21 protein-coding genes are annotated in these 21,467 nt (G+C 62.7%); 13 read left to right on the forward strand and 8 right to left on the reverse strand.

Annotation, left to right across the window (positions count from 1 at the left end; translation table 11 throughout):
- The first annotated feature begins 82 nt into the window (after positions 1-82).
- Positions 83-964, forward strand: coding sequence for an aldo/keto reductase family oxidoreductase (locus ACQKRQ_RS30720; protein ID WP_427481291.1), 882 nt, complete (start codon positions 83-85; stop codon positions 962-964).
- Positions 965-982: 18 nt separating this feature from the next.
- Here ACQKRQ_RS30720 and ACQKRQ_RS30725 read toward each other — a convergent pair whose 3' ends face one another.
- Complete coding sequence (locus tag ACQKRQ_RS30725) at positions 983-1,891, reverse strand: LysR family transcriptional regulator (protein ID WP_408281774.1); 909 nt, start codon at positions 1,889-1,891, stop codon at positions 983-985.
- Positions 1,892-1,962: 71 nt separating this feature from the next.
- Between ACQKRQ_RS30725 and ACQKRQ_RS30730 the strand changes: the two genes are divergently transcribed.
- Positions 1,963-2,739, forward strand: coding sequence for an NAD(P)H-dependent oxidoreductase (locus tag ACQKRQ_RS30730; protein WP_427481292.1), 777 nt, complete (start codon positions 1,963-1,965; stop codon positions 2,737-2,739).
- A gap of 187 nt (positions 2,740-2,926) precedes the next feature.
- A complete protein-coding gene (locus ACQKRQ_RS30735) occupies positions 2,927-3,781 on the forward strand; it encodes an alpha/beta hydrolase (protein WP_427481293.1) in 855 nt (284 codons plus the stop codon).
- 48 nt (positions 3,782-3,829) lie between these two features.
- Here the strand turns inward: ACQKRQ_RS30735 and ACQKRQ_RS30740 are convergent, their stop codons facing one another.
- Positions 3,830-5,122 (reverse strand): aspartate carbamoyltransferase, encoded by a 1,293-nt coding sequence (locus ACQKRQ_RS30740; protein ID WP_132382421.1) that lies wholly within the window; start codon positions 5,120-5,122, stop codon positions 3,830-3,832.
- 385 nt (positions 5,123-5,507) lie between these two features.
- On the opposite strand from ACQKRQ_RS30740, the gene dapA reads away from it, so the two are divergent.
- Both dapA and ACQKRQ_RS30750 read left to right on the forward strand, forming a co-directional pair.
- On the forward strand, positions 5,508-6,431 hold the full coding sequence (gene dapA, locus ACQKRQ_RS30745; RefSeq protein ID WP_427481294.1) for a 4-hydroxy-tetrahydrodipicolinate synthase: 924 nt from the start codon (positions 5,508-5,510) through the stop codon (positions 6,429-6,431).
- Between the two features lie 204 nt (positions 6,432-6,635).
- Positions 6,636-6,782 (forward strand): hypothetical protein, encoded by a 147-nt coding sequence (locus tag ACQKRQ_RS30750; RefSeq protein ID WP_427481295.1) that lies wholly within the window; start codon positions 6,636-6,638, stop codon positions 6,780-6,782.
- 87 nt (positions 6,783-6,869) lie between these two features.
- Here the strand turns inward: ACQKRQ_RS30750 and ACQKRQ_RS30755 are convergent, their stop codons facing one another.
- The 3 genes from ACQKRQ_RS30755 to ACQKRQ_RS30765 form a co-directional block, all read right to left on the reverse strand.
- Positions 6,870-8,468, reverse strand: a complete 1,599-nt coding sequence (locus ACQKRQ_RS30755) for a SagB/ThcOx family dehydrogenase (protein ID WP_427481296.1) — start codon at positions 8,466-8,468, stop codon at positions 6,870-6,872.
- 201 nt (positions 8,469-8,669) lie between these two features.
- Positions 8,670-8,924 carry a hypothetical protein gene (locus ACQKRQ_RS30760; protein ID WP_408177073.1) on the reverse strand — a complete coding sequence of 85 codons (255 nt, stop codon included), beginning with the start codon at positions 8,922-8,924 and terminating at the stop codon, positions 8,670-8,672.
- A gap of 294 nt (positions 8,925-9,218) precedes the next feature.
- The gene (locus tag ACQKRQ_RS30765) at positions 9,219-9,536 is read right to left on the reverse strand and encodes a hypothetical protein (protein WP_427481297.1); all 318 of its coding nucleotides are present in this window, start codon (positions 9,534-9,536) and stop codon (positions 9,219-9,221) included.
- A gap of 915 nt (positions 9,537-10,451) precedes the next feature.
- On the opposite strand from ACQKRQ_RS30765, the gene ACQKRQ_RS30770 reads away from it, so the two are divergent.
- Together ACQKRQ_RS30770 and ACQKRQ_RS30775 are read left to right on the forward strand one after the other, a co-directional pair.
- The gene (locus tag ACQKRQ_RS30770) at positions 10,452-10,670 is read left to right on the forward strand and encodes a hypothetical protein (protein ID WP_132382429.1); all 219 of its coding nucleotides are present in this window, start codon (positions 10,452-10,454) and stop codon (positions 10,668-10,670) included.
- 435 nt (positions 10,671-11,105) lie between these two features.
- Entirely contained in the window at positions 11,106-11,303 is a 198-nt protein-coding gene (locus ACQKRQ_RS30775) for a hypothetical protein (RefSeq protein ID WP_408177074.1), read from the forward strand.
- A 332-nt stretch (positions 11,304-11,635) separates the two neighbouring features.
- Here the strand turns inward: ACQKRQ_RS30775 and ACQKRQ_RS30780 are convergent, their stop codons facing one another.
- Positions 11,636-11,839 (reverse strand): hypothetical protein, encoded by a 204-nt coding sequence (locus tag ACQKRQ_RS30780; protein ID WP_132382433.1) that lies wholly within the window; start codon positions 11,837-11,839, stop codon positions 11,636-11,638.
- 136 nt (positions 11,840-11,975) lie between these two features.
- On the opposite strand from ACQKRQ_RS30780, the gene ACQKRQ_RS30785 reads away from it, so the two are divergent.
- Positions 11,976-12,344 carry a hypothetical protein gene (locus ACQKRQ_RS30785; RefSeq protein ID WP_427481298.1) on the forward strand — a complete coding sequence of 123 codons (369 nt, stop codon included), beginning with the start codon at positions 11,976-11,978 and terminating at the stop codon, positions 12,342-12,344.
- 789 nt (positions 12,345-13,133) lie between these two features.
- On the forward strand, positions 13,134-14,225 hold the full coding sequence (locus ACQKRQ_RS30790) for a TIGR03118 family protein (RefSeq protein WP_132382435.1): 1,092 nt from the start codon (positions 13,134-13,136) through the stop codon (positions 14,223-14,225).
- 163 nt (positions 14,226-14,388) lie between these two features.
- Here ACQKRQ_RS30790 and ACQKRQ_RS30795 read toward each other — a convergent pair whose 3' ends face one another.
- Together ACQKRQ_RS30795 and ACQKRQ_RS30800 are read right to left on the reverse strand one after the other, a co-directional pair.
- On the reverse strand, positions 14,389-16,458 hold the full coding sequence (locus ACQKRQ_RS30795) for a putative bifunctional diguanylate cyclase/phosphodiesterase (protein ID WP_132382437.1): 2,070 nt from the start codon (positions 16,456-16,458) through the stop codon (positions 14,389-14,391).
- 81 nt (positions 16,459-16,539) lie between these two features.
- Complete coding sequence (locus ACQKRQ_RS30800; protein ID WP_427481299.1) at positions 16,540-16,974, reverse strand: rhodanese-like domain-containing protein; 435 nt, start codon at positions 16,972-16,974, stop codon at positions 16,540-16,542.
- A gap of 132 nt (positions 16,975-17,106) precedes the next feature.
- Between ACQKRQ_RS30800 and ftrA the strand changes: the two genes are divergently transcribed.
- From ftrA to ACQKRQ_RS30820, 4 genes are all read left to right on the forward strand, one after another.
- Entirely contained in the window at positions 17,107-18,072 is a 966-nt protein-coding gene (gene ftrA / locus ACQKRQ_RS30805) for a transcriptional regulator FtrA (protein WP_427481300.1), read from the forward strand.
- Between the two features lie 214 nt (positions 18,073-18,286).
- A complete protein-coding gene (locus tag ACQKRQ_RS30810) occupies positions 18,287-18,481 on the forward strand; it encodes a hypothetical protein (protein ID WP_427481301.1) in 195 nt (64 codons plus the stop codon).
- A gap of 45 nt (positions 18,482-18,526) precedes the next feature.
- Positions 18,527-19,741 carry a DUF2252 domain-containing protein gene (locus ACQKRQ_RS30815; protein WP_132383278.1) on the forward strand — a complete coding sequence of 405 codons (1,215 nt, stop codon included), beginning with the start codon at positions 18,527-18,529 and terminating at the stop codon, positions 19,739-19,741.
- A 265-nt stretch (positions 19,742-20,006) separates the two neighbouring features.
- On the forward strand, positions 20,007-21,419 hold the full coding sequence (locus tag ACQKRQ_RS30820) for a GH1 family beta-glucosidase (protein WP_427481302.1): 1,413 nt from the start codon (positions 20,007-20,009) through the stop codon (positions 21,417-21,419).
- Positions 21,420-21,467 lie beyond the last annotated feature (48 nt).

Below are 21,467 nucleotides of genomic sequence, written 5' to 3' on the forward strand. Positions count from 1 at the left end.
CAACCCGTACACGTTAGACGGCTTTATTTAACAACGCAACCACGTCCATACTGGCGTTCAATCACTCACCAAGGAGCGCGTCATGTCGAATCTCAACACCACGGACACCTTTCCGCTCGCCGGCCGCTCGGTACGCCGCATGGGCTACGGCGCCATGCAACTGGCCGGCCCCGGCGTATTCGGGCCGCCGAAGGATCGCGATGCAGCGCTCGCCGTGTTGCGCGAAGCGGTGGCGTCCGGCGTCAACCACATCGATACGAGCGACTTTTACGGGCCGCACGTCACCAACCAGTTGATCCGCGAAGCGCTGCATCCTTATCCCGGCGACCTCGTGATCGTCACCAAGGTGGGCGCGGTGCGCGGCAGCGACGGCGCGTGGCTGCCGGCATTCGAACCGGACGATATCGAGCGCGGCGTGCACGACAACCTGCGCAATCTCGGCCTCGATGTGCTCGAGGTCGTGAACATGCGGATCATGGGCAGCGTGCATGCGCCCGCCGAGGGTTCGATCGAAAAGCAGGTTACGGCGCTGGCCGAACTTCAGCGACGTGGACTCGTGCGTCATATCGGCTTGAGCAACGTGACGGCGACGCAGATAACGGAGGCGCAGCGCATTGCCGAGATCGTTTGTGTGCAGAATCACTACAACCTGGTGCACCGGGAGGACGACGCACTGATCGAGGAACTCGCGGGGAAGGGGATCGCGTATGTGCCGTTCTTCCCGCTTGGCGGGTTCACGCCGATTCAGTCGTCAGCGCTGTCGAACATTGCACAAACACTCGGCGCCACGCCGATGCAAGTCGCGCTCGCTTGGCTGTTGCAGCGGGCACCGAACATTCTGCTGATCCCCGGCACGTCGAGCGTCGGGCATCTGCGTGAAAATCTGCAGGCGTCGCAATTGAAATTGTCCGCCGAGGTGTGCGCGGAACTGGATGCGATCGGTCTCGCCAACGGCGAAGCGTGATCGCAAAGCACTGCGATTTCACACCGAATTCGCGATGGTCTCCCGCAGCCACTGATGTGCCGGATCACGGTGCGAGCGCTCATGCCAGAGCATCGCGATCTCGTAGCCCGGCACGTCCAGTGGCGGCTCGACCACCCGCAGCGCGCTGTTGTCGCGTACCAGCCGTTCCGGAAGCATGCCCACCAGGTCAGTGCTTGCCAGAGCCGACAACATGAACAAAAAGTGCGGCACGGACAGCACGACCCGACGCGTCATGCCGGCCTTCGCGAGCGCTTCGTCCGTCGCGCCGGCAAACCCGCCGCCGTCCGGCGATACGATCACGTGCTCCAGTTTGCAGAACTGCGCGAGCGTCGGCCGGCGCTTCAGACGCGGATGGCCGGCGCGGCCCACCAGAACATAGCGCTCGGCGAACAGCACCCGGTGGCGCAATCCTTCGGGCGCGCCTTCGCTGGTATGAAATCCCAGATCGATCTCCCCTTGTTCCGCTTGCCGCGCAATACGTGGCGGAGCCAATTCGACGACGGCGAGGCGCGTGCCCGGCGCCGCCGCGCGCAAGCCGGCCAGCGCGGGCAGGATGATCGTCAATTCGACGTAGTCGGTCGCGGCAATGCGCCAGCTTTGCGTTGCTTCGGCTGGATCGAAAGGGCGCGCCGGCGCCACCGCGCGTTCGAGTGCTTCGAGCGCTTCGCGCAAGGGTTCGCGCAACGCCTCGGCGCGCGCGGTGGGCCGCATGCCGCGGGGTCCGGGCAGCAACAGCGGGTCGCCGAGGACATCGCGCAGTTTGGCCAGATGCACGCTGACCGACGGCTGCGAGAAGTTCAGCCGCTCCGCCGCGCGCGTGACATTGTGCTCCGACAGCAGCACGTCGAGCGTGACGAGCAGGTTGAGGTCGAGCCTCCTGAGATTATTCATGGCTATACCTGACATATTGGCAATTCATTTCCAATATACCGGAGCGAGGTCTATCTTTGGTTTCTTTTAGCCATGAAGGCCATGTGATGAACGTTCTTCTTGTTTATGCGCACCCGGAACCCAAGTCGTTGAATGGGGCGCTCAGGGACTTTGCGGTCAAACGTCTTGAAGATGCCGGACACACCGTTCAGGTATCCGACCTGTACGCAATGCAGTGGAAAGCATCGCTCGATGCGCACGACAGCCTCGCGAAACAACCCGGCGAGCGCTTTGATCCGGCGCTCGACTCGAAGCATGCGTTCGAGAACGGGCTGCAGAGTAAAGACATCGAACTCGAACAGGAAAAGCTGATGTGGGCGGATGCCGTGATCCTGCAGTTTCCGCTCTGGTGGTTCACCATGCCGGCCATTCTTAAAGGCTGGGTGGAGCGTGTGTATGCGTACGGCTTTGCATACGGCGTCGGCGAGCATTCCGATGCGCGCTGGGGCGAGCGCTACGGCGAGGGCAAACTCGCCGGCAAGCGCGCGATGCTGATGGTCACGACGGGTGGTTGGGAATCGCACTACAGTCCGCGCGGCATCAACGGTCCGATGGACGACGTGCTGTTCCCGATTCAGCACGGCATTCTGTATTACCCCGGCTTCGACGTGTTGCCGCCGTTCGTGATCTACCAGACAAGCCGCATCGACGAAACGAACTATCCGGAGGTGCGTGATGCGCTCGGGCAACGGCTCGACGATCTTTGGACCACAGCGCCGATTCCGTTCCGGCCGCAGAACAGCGGCGCCTACTCGATTCCGGAACTGACGCTGCGGGCCGATATCGAGCCCGAAAAGGTCGGGTTCGGTGCGCACGTCGAATAGGATCCTGACGGGGCGCGCGTAGTCGGTTCTTCATACAAGGAGGCGCGCCTCTTGTCGCGACCCCAAGCTGACGGGATCGTATGTTTCGCTGAAATTTGGTTGTAAGTCGCCGTTGCTAGAGTCGTCGACGGAATTGTGCCGCCGTATGCCGGACAGTGGACACCTGGAAAGGGAAGAGCGACAAACCATGAATAAAGCTCGTGCGTTCTGGCTCATTCTGACGCTGCTTTTTACGACGCCCGCCTGGGCGTTTCAGTCGCGCGTCGTCACCATTCCGAGTGCGGCCATGCATAAGTCGCTCGAAGCGACGGTCGTGCTGCCCGATCAATATGCGCGCGGCAAAGCGGCCGACCGCTTTCCGGTCGTCTATCTGCTGCACGGCTCGGGCGGCGACTACACCGACTGGACCTCGAATTCGCAGATCGGCAAGCTGGCCGACCGCTATCACGTGATACTCGTGATGCCCGATGGCGGCCACGAAAGCTGGTACATCGACAGTCCGGTCGATCCGCACAGCCGCTACGAGACCTATGTGGGCACTGAGGTGGTGGGTTACGTCGACGCGCATTTCCGCACGATCGCGACGCGTCAGGCGCGCGCCATTACCGGCTTGAGCATGGGCGGCTTCGGCGCCTTGCATATCGCGCTGGACCGGCCGGACGAATTCGGCGCCGCGGGCAGCATCAGCGGTGCGGTGGATCCGCGTGGCTGCGAGGACGAGCCGGGCATCGACCAGGTATTCGGCGATCCGATGCGGCATGCCGACTTCTGGAACAACGAGGCGATCGTCGAGAATGCGCGCAGTTTCGGCAACGCGCATATCGCGCTCACGATCGACTGCGGGGTGAACGACTCGCTGGTGCAATCGAACCGCACGCTGCACGAGCGGCTGGTCGAACTCGGCGTGCCGCACGACTACGCGGAGCGGCCCGGCGGCCACACCTGGAAGTACTGGGCCAACGCGGTGCAGTATCAGGTGCTGTTTTTCGCCGGGACGTTCAAGCGCAACGGGACCACTACTCCGGCAAGCGCCGCAGCTTGAGGCTGTGCCCGTGCATTGTGGGGCGGTTTCAAGCCGCCCACTTTTCCATCAATCGATGCCGTGAAACACCGCATCGTCCGGACCGAGATAGGCGGGCGGGCGCCACGCCGCATCGCGCATGGAGTGCTGGACCAGTTTCTCGACGCCCAAGAGCACCGCGAAAATCGCCATCCGCACTGGAATGCCGTTATCGGTTTGCCGGAAAATCGCCAGCCGTGAATCGTGATTCAGGTCCACGCTAAGATCGTTGGCGCCTGGCCGGCTGTCGCGCGGCAGCGGGTGCATGATCAGCGTATCGGCGCCGCACACGCCATCCACCAGCGCCTGATTGATCTGGAAGTCCGGCGTGTAGCCTTCGAACGATTCGTCGGTGAAGCGTTCTTTCTGGATGCGCGTGGCGTACACCACGTCGGCGCCGCGCAGTCCGGCGGTCAGATCGTGGGTCTGCTCGATCACGTGGTCGTTGCGCGAAATCTGCTCGATGATATAGCTCGGCATTTCGAGCATGGGCGGCGAGATCAGCGTGAACTTGATGCCGCGGTAAAGCGCCAGCAGCTTGACCAGCGAGTGCACGGTGCGCCCGTATTTGAGGTCGCCGACCAGCGCGATATGCGCGCCGTCGACGATCTTGCCGAGGCGCGAGAACTCGCGCTGAATCGTGTACAGATCGAGCAGCGCCTGGCTTGGGTGTTCGCCCGGGCCGTCGCCGCCGTTGATCACCGGCACGTTGGTGGCGCGCGCGAATTCAGCCACCGAGCCTTGCTCCGGATGGCGGATCACCAGCGCGTCCACGTAGCCGCTCATCACGCGGCTGGTGTCGTAGATCGACTCGCCCTTGGCCATCGACGAAAACGTGAAGCCGGTGGTGTCGCACACCGAGCCGCCCAGCCGGCAGAACGCCGCGCCGAAGCTCACACGGGTGCGCGTGCTGGCTTCGAAGAACAGATTGCCGAGCACCGCGCCTTCCAGCACACGGGAGATTTTGCGGCGCCGGGCGATCGGCTGCATGATGTCGGCCACGCGAAACAGCGCCTCCACCGAGTCGCGCGAGAATTGATCCACCGAGAGCAACTGCGGCTTGCCCTCGAACAGCATCTGGCTGGCGAGCGACTGTGAGTCTACGCTTTGCGTATACTTGTCGCCCGGCTCGCCGTTCACCACGATTTCCGACACGAAGCGCTCGACGATCTCCGGCATGGCCCGCGATTCCTGCGAGTCGTCCGGCAGGAGCCACGTATCGAGCGCCCGGCGCGACACGCCGATGCGGCTCGCGAACGTGTCGCGCGTCATGTTCAGGCGACGCATCGCATCGCGTAGGAAGGCTTGTTGCGGGACGCTCATGGGGCACCTGTCGGAAGAGGGGATGGCGGGCTGATGTACGCGGTGCGTATATTAGTTTTCCTGCGGCAGAAGTCAAGCAATTTCGCGATGGACTTTGCCAAGCCGCGCCGGTCGCGGTTACACTGCGTCTCATGCATTCCGGCCCAACGCTCAGACTCCGCCCGTCGACTTCCGCACGTCTCGCTCACGCGAGCGTCGCCGTCGCACGCGCGTGGGGTTCGAACGCCGGCGCCAAAGCCAAAAAACAGCCGCTCATCTGACCGGAGCTCGCTGTTCCGTCAGATGTGCGACGGAACAGCCGGTCAACGCCCGCCTGGGCACTTTCCTGTCTTTCCTCCCTCGCACTGCCTGACGGAATCGATACGGTCGACATCGAGGTAAAGACATGTCTATTTTTTCGGGTATCTGGGTTCCGCTCATCACGCCGTTCGCCGACGGCGCCGTCGATCACGCCGCCTTGCGCGCGCTGGTGCGCCGCTATACCGGCGCGGGCATCGCCGGGCTGGTCGCGCTCGGCACGACCGGCGAACCTGCCGCGCTCTACGCCGCCGAACAGGACGCCGTGCTGGCGACGATTCTCGACGAAGCGCAGGCCGCCGGCCATCTCGCGCAGGATGGGCGAGCGCTGCCGGTGCTGGCCGGCGTGTCGGGCAATCACACGGCGAGCATGCGCGAGCGCATCGAACAATTGAACGCGCTGCCGGTTGCCGGCGTGCTGATGGCCGCGCCGTATTACATCCGGCCTTCGCAGGCGGGGATCGTCGGCCATTTCATGGCACTTGCCGATGCCAGCGAGAAGCCGGTCGTCCTGTACGACATTCCGTATCGAACCGGCGTGCGGCTCGAACTCGACACGCTGCTCACGCTCGCGGCGCATCCGCGGATTCAGGCGGTGAAGGACTGCGCCGGTTCGCTCGACACCACGCTCGCGCTGATTCGCGACGGCCGCCTGCAGGTGCTCACCGGCGAGGACATCAATATCTTCAATACTTTGTGTCTGGGCGGCAGCGGGGCGATCGCGGCGTCCGCGCATGTGCGGCCCGAGCGCTTCGTCGAGATGTATCGCGCGCTCGCGGCGGGGCGGCTCGCCGAAGGCCGGCGCATTTTCCATTCGCTCGCGGCGCTGATCCAGGCGCTGTTCGCCGAACCGAATCCCGCCCCCGTCAAGGCCTTGCTGGCCGCGCAAGGCTTGATACGCGACGAACTGCGCATGCCGATGACGCGCGCCAGCGGTGCGCTGATCGAGCGGCTCGAAGCGCTGGCTGAACGGGAGCAGAGCGAGTCGCGGGAGACCGAAGTATCGGTTTGAGCGAGGCGATTCATCCAATATTCCGGTCGTTTTCCCGGTCGACGCACTGGGATTTCTGGCCGGCTTCGAGGACGATGGGTCGAGTGGCGCCCGCCCACATCATTAACATGAGCCACGCCGTGCAACTGTGCGGCGTCCCCAAGCTGGCAGTGATCAGGCGCAACGGCTGCGGTCACGCCTACATCAGCATGCGACGGCGACGAGATGACGGCCTGGACCAGCGCGGACGTCAACTTCATGGACCGGCAGATCCGGGTCGGCGTCCTCGACGGCAGCGAACGTGAGGACGACCCTGCGCGCCGCGTGGCCAGGAAATTCGCCAGACCCGACGATCTCGCCGCGCATCGATAAAGAAAACGAAGACTATTTGTGACGTTCAATCGCCGGGCGCTCGTGGGAAATACCGCCTCGCCACGATCGCGATGTGAGGCTCTCGCTTCAAGGTTGAACCTCATACGGTGGACATGTGGACAGGCGCTGATCGTCTACCGCACCGCCGACGGTGAAGTGATACAGGCTTTGCCAGGTGTGATCCTTCACGCCGAGCAGTGCGTGCATTTCATCGTCGAAGAAGCAGCCAATCCCTGTCGCGCGCACGCCGGCGGCTTCGGCTTCGAGATAGAGCGCCTGGCCAAGAATGCCGCATTCCCAGAACAGATGGCGATAACGCCACGGCTGCTTCAACGCGGTTCCGAATTCCGCGATCATCCCCAACGCAAAGCAGGAATCGGCGCCGATATCCTGGTGACAGCAGATCAACTTTGCCGTGGCGCGCAAATCGTAAGGCAACAGAAGATAGAGCGGCAGATGATCGGGGCCGGTCTTTTGCCACAGCCACTCTGGACGTAGGGACCGCTTGAGATCCGGCAGCGCGCCCGGATTTCTCACGAACATATACAGACCCGGCTCCAGCTCGCCCACGCGATGCACCATTAGCGCTGCATGCACTGCTGCGGGAGACATCAGCGCATTCCACGGCGGCGTGTCATGACGTGGCAACAGGCACGCCAGCATGCTGAAAAACGCCGCCTCGGCGATGCGCGTCGCACCGTCGAAATTCACCGCGCTGCGGCGCTGCCGCGCGATCCGGGCAAAGCTGAGATCAAGGGCGGGCAACGTGGGCGACGGGTGCTCTTCCGGATTCGGCAAGGTCGCTTCGCGAGTATTGGGCTTATGCGTGGCGCGATGGATCGAATCGATATCCGGCCACTTCACATGTCCCGGACTCAGCTGATTCGCGTGTCCGTGCCACTGCGCGCTATCCAGGACGATCAGCATGCGCTCAAGATCAGGCCGCAATTCAGGGTTGCCGATCCAGAGCAAGGCATCCGGCGCCTCTGTCTCTGCCTGCCCGAAATCTTCTCCGCGGTTCAATCCAAGCAGGTTGGCCACTGCGTCGTCCGCAGCCGCCTCCATCAGCCGCGTCTGCCAGCCAAGCGCTGCCGCTGCATAACTCATCGCGGCGATGACATGGCCGCAATCGTGCTGGCAGTAGCGCCAGGCGCGCATGCCGTATTTCCACGCCTCGCGCCAGAAAATCGAGCTTATGCCGACCAGGACGCCGCCTGGCGGGAACGCCTCGCTCCATCGTTCGTCATCCACGGCAGCGCGACATTCAAGGGAGTGGTCACGGCTCTGGTAATGGTAGATCCCCGCGGACAAGCCGGGCAGCGTCGGGCACAGAAGATAGCCCTCGGTCGGATGCAGATTTCCGCTCGAAGGGTTGCAGCGCAGTGCCCACCGCTGGGTGCCGTACGATTTCCACGCCGACAGGCCGAGCGAAACTTCGAACAGAATTGCCAGACTGGCAAGATCGAATCTGCGCGCGGGCGGCAAAGCTCCGCAGCGTAGTTCGTTGTAGCGTGTGGTCAGGCTATCCGCGGCCAACGGCAGACCAATGCGCGGTGCGCCGTGAAACACCCGGAACGGATCCGGTTGGGTTGCCCAGTCGAGTTTCCCGGGGCCAGGGGCATAGCCGCTGACGCGGTGCTTGCTGCGCTCGTGATATTCAAGCGTCGCATGCTGTAACCGGTCCATGTTCCTCCTCAGACCAGGAATATCCGCACATGCGACTGTACAAAGCCGGCTGGCTCGACGTTCGGGCGCGGTCGTCATCAAGTCGTGGAATGGAACGCGCTTCGGCAAACTGCTATTGCGTTCGGCGCCTCCTGTGCGATGCCTCGGCTATCGGGTTGTCTTCACGAAAGCAGGGGATGTTTTCGGCGCATGGTTCACCCTTCAGGTGTCTTTGAAGGTTTTCGGGACCGCCGACTTCAAAAACTCGTGACCATCCCAGCTTAGCCGCCAGTCGCTACCCGTCGAGCGGACGAGATTTGCGTCGGCAAGCAGGCTCAACTGATACCACACACCCCGGTTCGAAACATCGAACGCATCCTTGAGCGCGCTTTCAATGTCAAATTCGCTGAGGTGCGGGGATTTGTTTTCCTCGAGAGTCTTCAGTATTGCGAATGCCAGATTCATATCGCGCTTCACGATCCCCTCCTGTCGCAGATAGGACATACCTCGAAACGGCGCCGCGGGTACAAGGTCCGCAATCATGCCGGGTGTGGCTTGCTGCGCGGCTCTTTGCGCTTTCGCACAGTTCCACGAAAAGGGTGGCACGACGCTAGCCGTGCAGGTCCACGACCGAGGTTCATTAGATGGAAAGCCACCGGACGTCCCATCTAACTGAGAGGTTGTGGCCGACCTGCCATGGTCCCGTGCGGTAGCCGGGCCTCGTGAGCCTGATTGCTTTGTTGTGCTGGTTGCGAGTGCGCTCTCCGGGATTCAACGCCTCGGTCCCCTCATACCCTCGTTTTCCATCGCGGCATGCCGCTCTTCGCTGGCTTCAATGGGTTCCATGGTCTCGTCGATCGAAGCTGTCGCGCGTTCTGTGGCCGCCTTCGTTTCGTCGACGGCGGAACCGAGTCCTCCGTCGTCGTCGCTCGGGGGCTCCAGCATGTCTCGAAGCATGGCTGCCAACTCCGGCGTGTTCCACGGTGCGCCATGCTGCTCTTTCTTCTTTATGTAGTGCCTGACTTCCGCGTCCTGTTCCGGCGTCAGGGGAAGACCGCGAAATGTGCTTTGAGGGGTAGCGTCGGTCATGGTATTGCTCCGGAATTTGTCCCATTTTGAGTGTAGCCCTGTTGTGGCCAGCGAGCCTCAACTATCGGTCTGCGTATGGACTGATCCGTCCATTCGCATCGGCCCGTCCAGCGAGCAGACATTGCTGTTGGCACAGATACGAGCTCGGCGATTTGCGCAATTGCTGCTGATAGGGCACCTTGGAAACAAGCCCCGGGCGGGACAATGTCACTCGATGACATGGTTCAGCGCAGGGGCCTTGCGCAGAAGTGACATATCTCAAGCGTGGCTTAGCGTCTTTTTGCGGCACCTGCAGGCGGTTTCGACCGCTCATGGCGATGCGCGCATCAATGCAAATTGCGACGGGTCATGAAGCGTGGCGGGAGCTATGACAAAACTGTCCGGACAGTTTTCCATTGAGCGCGTGCACGAAAGCTGTACGCTGGTGGTTCCCGACTGCGACCTGATCGGACCCAGATAAGGACACGACATTCGGTTTTCACAACCCCCCAGGCGCAACTGCGACAGACTCGGACACTGCGTCACGTTCTGGAATTATGGCGACGTCGTGAAGGGGAGCACGAATATCGGTGTCGAACAGACGGAAGGGCGGAAGATGCAACTGATCGAACCTGATGAACGCCAGGCTTTCCTGGCGACCAGAAGGTGAATTCGAACTGCTGGAAACGGATATGACCGACCCCAAGGGTGACGAGAACGTCATCTGTTCGGCGATGCCGACGCGGTAACATAATTTGCTCGATGAGCAGCATGATCGTCGGTACGGGTTGGCCACGCGGTGGGACTCAGGGATTCGCCCGACGCAGCGGTCCAGTTTCATACTGACGTGAAACGCCGTCCAGGCCGCAGCGATAAAATCGGCGATGTGGCAGCGATCGATTTCGCCAGATCAAGGGGGTATTGGTTATGGAGTGGATGGACGCGCGACCCGTAGTGCCGGGCTACTACTGGGTGCGATTTACGGACGACCGGACGCCGAAGCAGACCATCGCGGAAGTCGCGGAAGTGCCCGGGAACGGTTCACAGCAGTTAGTCGTGATCCTTCTGGGCGACGATGAAATATTGGAACTGGACGATTCGTTCTTCGACCGCGCACTGTTTGCCGGACCGATGGAACCTCCGCCGATGGAGTGACCGCCATAGCCGGACCGGCCGCGACTCCACTGGCAGAACTTCAAACCGTTGCAGTTCGTGGCGTATGGCGAAGACACCTCTAGAAGCCGCCCGAAATGACTGCGCGATGCGTGCGTAGTACGACATCCAGTCCTCTCGGGCTAGGGCGCGGTGATGACCTATTCAGCTTGACCGACGCGCCCCGGGTCTGAGCCCCCCTCTTCCGAAGGAGCCATTGACGGCCCGGAGCTGATTTGCGTGCTGACGCACAATCATCTGACAAAAAGTAAAAAAACTTACGAAGATGAGAATTCGGGGATGGCGGCGTACGCGTAGTCATCAGGCAGACTCGCACCTGAAACTGTTTGATTTGCCGAATGCGGCTCACGCGGTTTGCGTGACAGTGGTCGTTCATCCCGTCCGGCGACGTTGATCCTGCTCACCTGGGAGACGCATATGCTGAGCCCCCATGAATTTGCGACCTTGATGCTCGTCAAGGACACCTCCGATCCAGCCGGACTGGATCGCGCGGAGTTGGACGCCCTGGTGGAGCACCAACTCGTCGCGCTGGAAAAACTTGCTTCCGGAGGAGAGCGTTTTTCCATCACCTGCGATGGGGATTCCATTCTTCAGGCCGTCGCCCGGATCAGTTGAACGACTGCCGCACTTGTCGTACCGCCTGGACAGAGCCGGTGGCGTGCGTTTGAGCCTGTGCGGAAAAAGCGGTGCGACGCCCACCCTTTTGTCGATCTATTCACGCGATCCTGCCTGCCCGTCCGCGGAACCTGTGTCGGATCGCCATTCAGGAGCTTCATGATGATGATCGACATCGGCTCCGCTGAATGATTCCCGGACGGACGTCGCCGCTCTCCTTATGAGTGCGGCTCGACACGCCTCCCCGACGTCGACGAATCGACAACACGATACGAGCCGCGCAAGCGGCCGGATTGAAGCCATGCCCGACGGTAAGGGCCATTTTCGACGGCCTATTTCATCGCGTCGATGCGGCGCTCCGCGTCGACGCGAGCCTGTTCGATTGCCTGCTCTGGCGTTCCCGCAGGCGTCTCCGGGTTTTTCCAGTAGATGGGCGGTTTGGTCAACGTGTATGCCCAGTCCCACCTGCCGTCCTTCTGTTGGGTCACGTAAACGCTGTAGTTGACCTCGTGGTACGAGAAATTGTGGCTGGCCATGAAGGTTTCTCTCGGAGTCTTTGAGAAATCCTAGCATGAAGGAACTATGTGTAAGCCGGCTCCCCGGCGCAGGTGAATCAGTGCTGCCCGGCGTTCAGGAGCATCCAGAATTGTCGCGCCGGCGGAACCGGGGAGTGTGCGCAAATACGCCGCAGCAGTAACCGCAGGTGCAGTCCTCTTCGATGCGCGCATCGGGAGGCGACGCGTCGACGCGGAACTCTCTATCGTCGAACTTCGTGGCCGTCTCCGCAAGGGCGCGCTACTCGTCGTCGCGCTGGACCAGTTGCGGGCGTCCTGCCGGGTCTCGACCTATGTCCGCGAGCTTGTTCCGGTAGTCGCAGCCAAGACAAATGAAAAAAAATCCTTCCTCATCGATTTGGGGCTCGACCTCATCGACGGCGAACCGCGCATTGCAGTTTCGGCAAGTCCACATAGCTGTCTCCATCGCCGTGTTCGACGCTTCGCCGGTTATCGAGGTTCGCAGAGGCGAGGCGGTAATTCATAACTTATGCTCTTTAAGCAACTTGCTGGCAAGAGCGAGCGCTGCATCTCGTGCCCGATCCTCACGCGCGAATTCCTGTTCAGTTTCGTGCGGATCGTCCGACTCAGGTTCAGCTCCCACTCGCCGCGGATGCACGATTCCCCGATAGTAGCCTGTCACAGTCTGCATCACGCGAACTCGCGCCACATACGTGTGAGTTTCGTATATCTAACATTCCACAACAACGGACGCGTATGCAAGCCGAAAGCGACTCGCGCGAGGGCACATCGAAGCGGATCTTCTGACCGGGTAGTCGCAATACATGACCGAGCAACCGCCCACATTTGCCCAGTCTCGTTACCACCTCATCAACGTGACAGTGCCGGTCCGAGTAGCGTTTCATTCGTCGCGTTTCCCTTCGCAATGCTCAACAGTCAGCCGATGGTTTTCTATTCGCCGTCGCAGCTCGTGCAGGATGCGACACGCCACGGCGTGAAGGTGATTTGTAATTGCCGTTGAAAGTCAATTGCCATCTGAGCGCCGCGAGTGAATATCAACTTCCGTGCGCACCACCGCCTCGCAATGCGAACCTCAGGCAGCTCAAATACGGATCGCACGGAATAAACACGCGTGCTTGATCGTTCAATGCGCAATGACGACGAACCGCCGACGCGAAGGTCGAGGGGCAAGGATGCCATCCACGCCGCTCGCGGGTTGGTGCGCTCGTTCAGAACAGAAAGGGGTCGACGCGCGTCGCCAATGGTTATGCCGCGCGGCGACCATAGGCAAATCATCCAAAGATCAGGAGGTGACATGCATAAGCTTGCAACTGTTTTCTCGCTTGCTGGAGCGGCCACGCTCGCACTGGCTGCGTGCGGCGGCAATTCGGACAACAATATGCCCACGCCGACGGCCGGTACATTCAAGTCGACCATTCTCGTGTCCGACGGCAGCGTCGCCGCGCCGCACGTCGACCCCAATCTGCAAAACGCCTGGGGCATTGCGTTCGGTCCGACCACCCCCGTCTGGGTATCGGATAACAATACACAGAAGTCGTCGCTGTATGACGGTAATGGCGTGGTGCAGTCGCTCGTCGTCACGCTACCGCCGGCCGCAAGCGGTCAACCCGCGAGTCCGACCGGTATCGTTTTCAACGGCACCACGGACTTCGCCGTCACGGCGAATGGCGCAACCGGTAACGCGGCATTCATTTTTGCCACCCTCGCCGGCACGATCGCGGCCTGGTCGCCCAAGGTCCTGCCGACGCAGGCTGTCACCGTTCACGATGACGGCGCGGGCGCAGCCGAATACACAGGCCTTGCGATTGCCAGCAACGCCGGCGCAAGCATGCTGTACGCCGCCGATTTCCATAACGGCAAAGTCGATATGTTCGACAAGACTTTCACGAAGGTCACGGTTGCCGGCGCCTTCAGCGATCCGAACGTACCTGCGGGTTTTAATCCGTTCGGCATCCAGGCCGTCGGCACTACGATTTATGTGGCGTATGCGAAGCTCGGGCCCGATGGTCACAGAGATCAGAGCGGTGCGGGCAACGGCGTGGTGGATGCGTTCGATACCGCCGGCCACCTGCTCAAGCGCATCACCTCAAACGGGCCGCTCAATTCGCCGTGGGGGATCGCCATGGCGCCGGCCAATTTCGGCGCGTTCAGCAACGATCTGCTGATCGGCAACTTCGGCGACGGCACCATCAATGCGTTCGATCCCGCGACTGGCGACTCGAAAGGGCCGCTCACACAGGCCGATGGTTCGAAGGTGACGCAGCCAGGGCTCTGGGGCCTGGCGTTCGGCAACAACGCCGACAACCAGCCTTCCAACACGCTGTTTTTCGCGGCAGGTCCGACGGCGACGACGGGTGTCTATGGACGCATCGATTCGTCGATGTAGCCGGCTGAAGGTCCAGGCGCTCGATGCGGGATCGTCAAGCATGGCGCCTGAGAAGGCGAGCGGTCCCATTCAAGCGCTCATAGTGGAAACGAGATCCAGCGCCGGCGCGGTGCGGCCGGCCGCATGGCCGTGCCGCGCCGCGCGCTTCAGACGATCGTCAGGCTCACGCGGCCACCATTCTTTCCCGCAGCAGGTTGCCGAAGTCGTCGGCGCTGAGCGGCTTGCCGAGCAGGAACCCCTGCATCTCATCGCACATCATCGTCTTGAGCATGTCGAGTTGCGATTCGGTTTCGACGCCCTCGGCCACCACGTCCATTTCCAGCGAGTGCGCGAGCGCGATGATCGCCGACACGATCGCGCTGCCTTCCGGGCCGTGCGCGTCGAGGCCGTTGGTGAAGAAGCGGTCGATCTTCAGTTGCTTGACGCGAAAACGCTGCAGATAGGCGAGGCTCGAATAGCCGGTGCCGAAGTCGTCGATCGCGATCTCGAAGCCGCTCGCCTGGAATTCGCGGATCATTTCGATGGTTTTGGGCGCGTCCTGCATGGCCACGGTTTCGGTGATCTCGAACATGATCTGCTCGCAGGCCACGCCTTCGGCCTCGACGATCTCGAGCATGCTCGCCACCAGGTTCGGCTGCAACAACTGGCGCGGCGACAGGTTGATCGCCACTTTCATCGACGGCAGGCCTTGCGAGACCCATTGGCGAATCTGCCGGCAGGTTTCGCGCACGACCCAATAGCCGATCTGCACGATCTGCCCCGAGCGCTCGGCGATCGGAATGAACTCGAGCGGCGTCAACGTGCCGAGTTGCGGATGATGCAGACGGATCAGCGCTTCGGCGCCGGCCAGCGAGTTGCCGCTGCCATGAAACTTCGGCTGGAAGTGCAGCGAAAAATGACCGGCGGCGAGCGCGTCGTGCAACGCGTTCTGAATCTGCAGCGTGCGCGTGGCGGCTTCGTTCATGCTGCGTTCGAAGAAGCGATAGGTGCTGCGGCCCGCGCGCTTAGCCTCGTACATGGCGGCGTCGGCGTGCTTCAACAGCGTTTCGACGGTGTCGCCGTCGTGCGGATAGAGGGCGATGCCGATGCTCGGCATCACCTGCAGCGGTTGCGAGTCGGTCCACACGCCGAGGCGCATGCGCTCGAGCACGCCTTCAGCTAGCGCGCCGGCGTCTTCGCGCGAGCCGAGGTTTTCGGACAACACCACGAATTCGTCGCCGCCCAGCCGCGCCACGGTGTCGCTCGAGCGCACGCACAGCAGCAGGCGCTGCGCGAACGCGGTCAGGACCTGGTCGCCGGCCGAGTGGCCGAGCGAATCGTTGATGGTCTTGAAGCCGTCGAGGTCCATGAAGAGGATGGCGAACAGCGTGCGTTGCCGGCGCGCGCTGAGGATCGCGCGTTCGATGCGGTCGGTCAGCGTGCTGCGGTTCGGCAATCCGGTCAGCGTGTCGAGCGTGGCGAGCCGCACGATCTGGCCGTTCAGCTTCGACACCGCGCCGACCAGAAAGGCTGTGCGCGCATCGAAACGCGACAGCATCAGCGTGACGATCAGAATGGCAAAGGTAAGCAGGATCACCGAGGTCGCGAGCCACGTGGCGTTCACGCCTTTGGCCGCGCCGCAGACGGCGCCGAGCGGAAACTCCGCGGCGGCCATGGCGGCGTAATGCATGCCGGTGATCGCAACGCCCATCACCAGCGCCGCGGCCAGACGCTTGCGCACCACGTGGCGCGCGTCGTCGTTGCTGAGCGCGCGGGCCATCCACAGCGCGGCGGTCGACGCGCCGATCGCGATCGCGAGCGATGCCGCGAACCACGCCGGCCGATAGTGGATGCCCGGCGCCATCTGCATCGCGGCCATGCCGGTGTAGTGCATGCCGGCAATGCCGAAGCCCATCACCACGCCGCCCGCCAGCAGGCGGCCGGCGGTGAGCCGCACACGCGTCGTGACGTACAGGGCCAGATAGGAGGCGCCGATCGCGAGCCCGAGCGACGCGGCGGTCGTCGCGAAGTCGTAGCCGAGCGGAATCGGCAGCGAAAAGGCGAGCATCGCGATGAAGTGCATCGACCAGATGCCGACGCCGAGCGCAGCGGCGCCGCCCAGCCGCCAGGCGTGCCGCAGCCGCGCCGATGCCAGCAGGAAAATGCGGCCGGTCAGATCGAGCGCCGTGTACGACGCGAGCGTCGCCACGACGAATGAGATGGTGACCAGCCAAAGGTTGTATGAGCTCTGCATGTTCAGTCCAACCGCCAGGAGGGAAGCGGCTGAACATGTTATCGACAGTTCGGGGCTTTTATTTAATTCATTTTCAATATGTTAGCCATTGGCGTCGGCCGTCTCGCCGGCGCGCGCCGCTTGGGCGAGGGCGAAGCCTTCGTCGAGCCAGCCGGTGATGCCGCCGCTCATCAGCTTGACGGGCCGCCCCAACTCGGCGAGACGCAGTGCGCCGCGCGCGGCGCCGTTGCAATGCGGACCCGCGCAGTACGTGACGAAGAGCGTCTCCTGCGGATAGCCGGCGAGCTTCGACGCCACGATCTTGCCGTGCGGCAGATTGAGCGCGCCCGGCACGTGACCCTGCGCGAACAGCGCGGGGCCGCGCACGTCGAGCAGCACGAAGCCGGGCGCGCCGCTCGCGAGCGCTTCGTGGACATCGGCGCAATCGGTTTCGAACCGCAGCGAGGCCAGGAAATGGGCTTGCGCGGCGGGGCTGTCGGCGGCGGGAATGGCGGTAACGGCGTTCAAGATCGGCATGATGAAGTGAGATTCCGGTGGGAGCGGTGGGTGTGTGGTTGTCCGGCGATCGCGATTCGGACGCCTTCATTGTGGCGTTGCGCGCCACGCGGGATAAGTGGCGGAATCGTCAATCTCCGGTAACATCACGCCATGCACAATCATCTCGTCGTCGCGCTCGCCTACGACCGGCTCTGCACCTTCGAATTCGGCTGCGTGACCGAACTGTTCGCGCTCGAGCGTCCTGAGCTCGGCGTGGACTGGTATCGCTTCGCGGTCTGCGCAAGCGAGCCGGGCCCGATCCGGGCGGCGGGCGGCATCACGCTTGCCGCGCCTTATACGCTCAAGTTGCTGGAGCGCGCCGACACCATCGTCATTCCCGGCTGGCGCGATGCCGACGAAGTGCCCCCCGAACCGCTCCTGAAGAAAATCCGCGCCGCCTATGCGCGCGGCGCGCGCCTCTGTTCAATCTGCTCGGGCGTGTTCGTGCTCGCGGCGGCGGGCGTGCTCGACGGCAAGACCGTCACGACGCACTGGCGCTATGCCGAAAAATTGCAGCTGCGCTATCCGCAATTGCGCGTGCAGCCGGACGCGCTCTATGTCGACGAAGGGCAGATCATCACCTCGGCAGGTTCGGCGGCCGGGCTCGACATGCTGCTGCATCTGGTGCGGCGCGATCACGGCAGCGCGGTGGCAAACCGGGTCGCGCAGCGGCTCGTGGTGCCGCCGCATCGCGAGGGCGGCCAGGCGCAGTTCGTGCCGCGCCCCATGCCGCAGGACGACAGCGGCCGTCTGTCCAAACTGATGGACTGGGTGCGCAGTCATCCCGCTTTGCCGCACACGTTGCGCTCGCTCGCCGAGCGGGCGGCGATGAGCCCGCGCACACTGCAGCGGCAGTTTCACGATGCCACCGGCATGGCGCCTTATGAGTGGCTCGTGCGCGAGCGCGTGGCCATCGCGCGCGAGCTGCTCGAAGCGCAGGCGCCGCTGCCAATGGCGCGCGTCGCGGAACTGGCGGGATTCGGTTCCGAAGAATCATTGCGGCGGCATTTCCGGCGCATCGCATTGACGAGTCCGGGTGCGTATCGCAAGAAGTTCGGCGCGCGGGAAACGGCTTAGACGCTTGCCTGTGTGGTGAGCAACACCCGCACCGAGAAAAACGCTAACCATGCAAACTAGTCTCGATCACCCGCCGCTCGTTTCATCGTGTCTTTCGCGTTGCTGTGGCTGCCGGCGCGGATCGGCGCGGCGCTTCCGCTGCGCTTCACAAAAATCGAGGACGACGCGATGTGGTCTACTGTGAAGCAGTCGGCGCGCCGCGCAGCCCACGCCGGTGGTCGCGCTCGCCGTCGCGGGAATGAACGGTGTGCTCGACACGCAGGGCTATACGCAAGCCCCGTGGTGGAACCGCATTCCTTATGCGGCGTGGGCGCTCATGATCGCCGATATCGACAGTGCGCGCGGTGGCGTGATTCGCGTGAAGCCGCTCAATCTGCATGCGCTTGCGGAGTCCATGCGCCCGCATTGAACGATGGTCGAGGCTCGCGCTGAGCCTCACATTCAAAGGAAACCCATGCTCGATATCGCCAGGACGATCGCCAGTTTCAACGCCGGTCGAGATCCCGAACGGCTCGCGATGAAATACAAGGCCATGCGCACTTCACCGTTCGTGTTTTTGCGCGGCACATGTCACCTGTTTTACGAACGCCTGCCGCGCGACAAGGTGTTCGACGACGCGCCGCCGGTGTGGATCTGCGGCGACATGCATCTGGAAAATTTCGGCAGCTACAAGGCCGACAATCGCCTCGTCTACTTCGACAACAACGACTTCGACGAAGCCTGTCTCGCGCCGAATCTCTACGAACTGGTGCGGCTGTTGACGAGCGTGCTGGTCGGCGCGAGCGATCTCAAGCTGAGCCGCGCGCAGGCGCTGGCGCTGTGCCACACCGCCCTGGAAGCGTATGGCGCGGCGCTCGCGTACGGCAAGTCGCGCTGGATCGAAGGGGAAACCGCGACCGGCATGGTGCGCGATCTGTTCGTCGCGCTCGCGAGCCGCACGCGGGTTGCGCATCTGGACCGGCGCACCACGCTCAAAGGCAAAACCCGCACACTGAAAGTGGACGGCAAGAAAGCGCTGGCGGTCAGCGACACGCAACGTGCCGCCGTCACGCAGTTCATGCAGAAGTTCGCCGCGGGCGAGCCCAATCCCGACTTCTTTCGCATTCTCGACGTGGCGCGGCGGATTGCCGGCACCGGGAGCCTTGGCGTGGATCGTTACGTGATCCTCGTCGAAGGTAAAGGCTCGCCGGACGGCAACTATCTGATCGATCTGAAAGAGGCGCTGCCTTCTTCCGTGACGCCGCACTTGAGTACGCCGCAGCCGGCGTGGCAGACGGAAGCGCAGCGCGTCGTCGAGATTCAGCGGCGCAATCAGGCGGTCTCGCAGGCGTTCCTGCATGCGGTCGAATTCAATCAGCGCTCGTATGTGCTGCGCAGCCTGCAGCCTTCCGAAGATCGCGTGGCCTTGAGCGACTGGGACGGCAAGCTGCCGCGTCTCGAAGAGGTGGTCAACAGCATGGCCGAGTTGAGCGCATGGGCGCATCTGCGCAGCGGCGGCCGGCAGAAGTCGTCGATTGCAGACGAGTTGATTGCGTTCGGCAATCGTAAAGACTGGCAGTTGCCGTTGGTCAATATCGCGACGCAATGCGAGGCCCAGGTCGCGGCGGATTGGAAAACGTACTGTGAAGCCTACGACAGCGGCGTGTTCGACCTGACACCGAAACCTTGAGATTGCGTCGCGCTGGCGGCGTATGACATCGTGACCGCCGCGCTTACAACGTCTTCGATTCGCCGCCGGCAGAGGCTCTCGGGATGCCCAACGCATCGCGGTGCCGCGCCTGCCGGTACGTCTCCAGACAAACCCTGATTGCTGCGTCGAATCCGCCGCTGCTATCGTTCGCAGGTCATGTGGAAGCGCTTCCACTCAGTTTCGGACGCGGGTACGCCGGAGCTTCCACCGTACCCGGTTCAACGACCTCAGCGCAGGAGAATCCGTGGCAAACGACACATCCGCTGTATCCGACGCTCTCTCCCCCCATTCCCAGTCAGTCGCCGACCCTTTCACCCCGCCCGCGGACTCGTCGCTGTGGCGCAAGAACTTTCTGCTCGGCGCGGCCACCGCTTCGTATCAGATCGAAGGCGCGGTAAACGAAGACGGCCGCCTGCCGTCCATCTGGGACACCTTCTCGGCGACGCCCGGCAAAGTGCTGGCCGGCGACACCGGCGAGGTGGCCTGCGATCACTATCATCGCTGGGAAGCCGACGTCGACCTGCTGGCCGGACTCGGCTTCGAAGGCTACCGGCTTTCGATTGCGTGGCCGCGCGTGATGGATGCGGCCGGCGCGCCGAACCGCACAGGCATCGACTTCTACAAGCGTCTGCTGGCGCGGCTGAAAGAGAAGGGCATCACGACCTCCGTGACGCTGTATCACTGGGACTTGCCGCAGCATCTGGAAGATCGCGGCGGCTGGCTCAATCGCGATACCGCGTACCGTTTCGCCGATTACGCCGACCTGATGAGCCGCGAACTGGCTGGCAGCGTCGATGCGTGGGCGACGCTCAACGAGCCGTGGTGCTCGGCGTTTCTGGGCTACGGCAACGGCCACCACGCGCCGGGGCTCGCCGACACGCGCTACGCCACCCAGGCCATGCATCATCTGCTGCTGGCGCACGGCCTCGCGGTGCCGGTGTTGCGCGCCAACGATCCGGCTTCGCAAAAAGGCATCGTCGCCAACATCGGACGCGGCACGGCCAATAGCGAGAGCGCCGCCGACCAGCGCGCGGCGCATCTGTTCGAAGTGCAGCACAACGCGTGGATTCTCGATCCGCTTCTGAAGGGCAGCTACCCGCGGGATCTGTTCGAATTGTGGCCGGGCACCGAGCCGCTGGTGCTCGACGGCGACATGCAGACCATTGCCGCGCCGCTGGACTTCCTCGGCATCAACTATTATTTCCGCACGAACGTCGCGAGCGACGGCGCGCACGGTTTCAGGGACGTGCCGCTCGAAGGCGTGGAGCGCACGCAGATGGGCTGGGAAGTGTATCCGGACGGCCTGCGTGATCTGTTGACGGGATTCAAGGCCACGTATGCGAATCTGCCGCCGATCTACATCACCGAAAACGGCATGGCGTCGGACGACAAAGTGATCGACGGCCATGTGGAGGACAGCCAGCGCATCTCGTTCCTCAAGCGCCATCTCGCCGCGGTCGACCAGGCGATCAAGGCCGGCGTGGAGATTCGCGGCTATTTCCTCTGGTCGCTGATGGACAACTTCGAGTGGGCCTTCGGGTACGAGCGTCGTTTCGGTGTCGTACATGTCGATTACGCTACCCAGAAGCGTACGATCAAACGCAGCGCGGAGCTGGTGTCGAAGTTTCTGAAGGAGCGCAAAGCACGCAGTGAATAGCAGGCGGGAGCTGGTTGGTATGTCGACTTGAAACACGGGCGCCAAGCC

This window comes from Paraburkholderia sp. NPDC080076 (assembly GCF_050281145.1).
Taxonomy (GTDB): Bacteria; Pseudomonadota; Gammaproteobacteria; order Burkholderiales; family Burkholderiaceae; genus Paraburkholderia.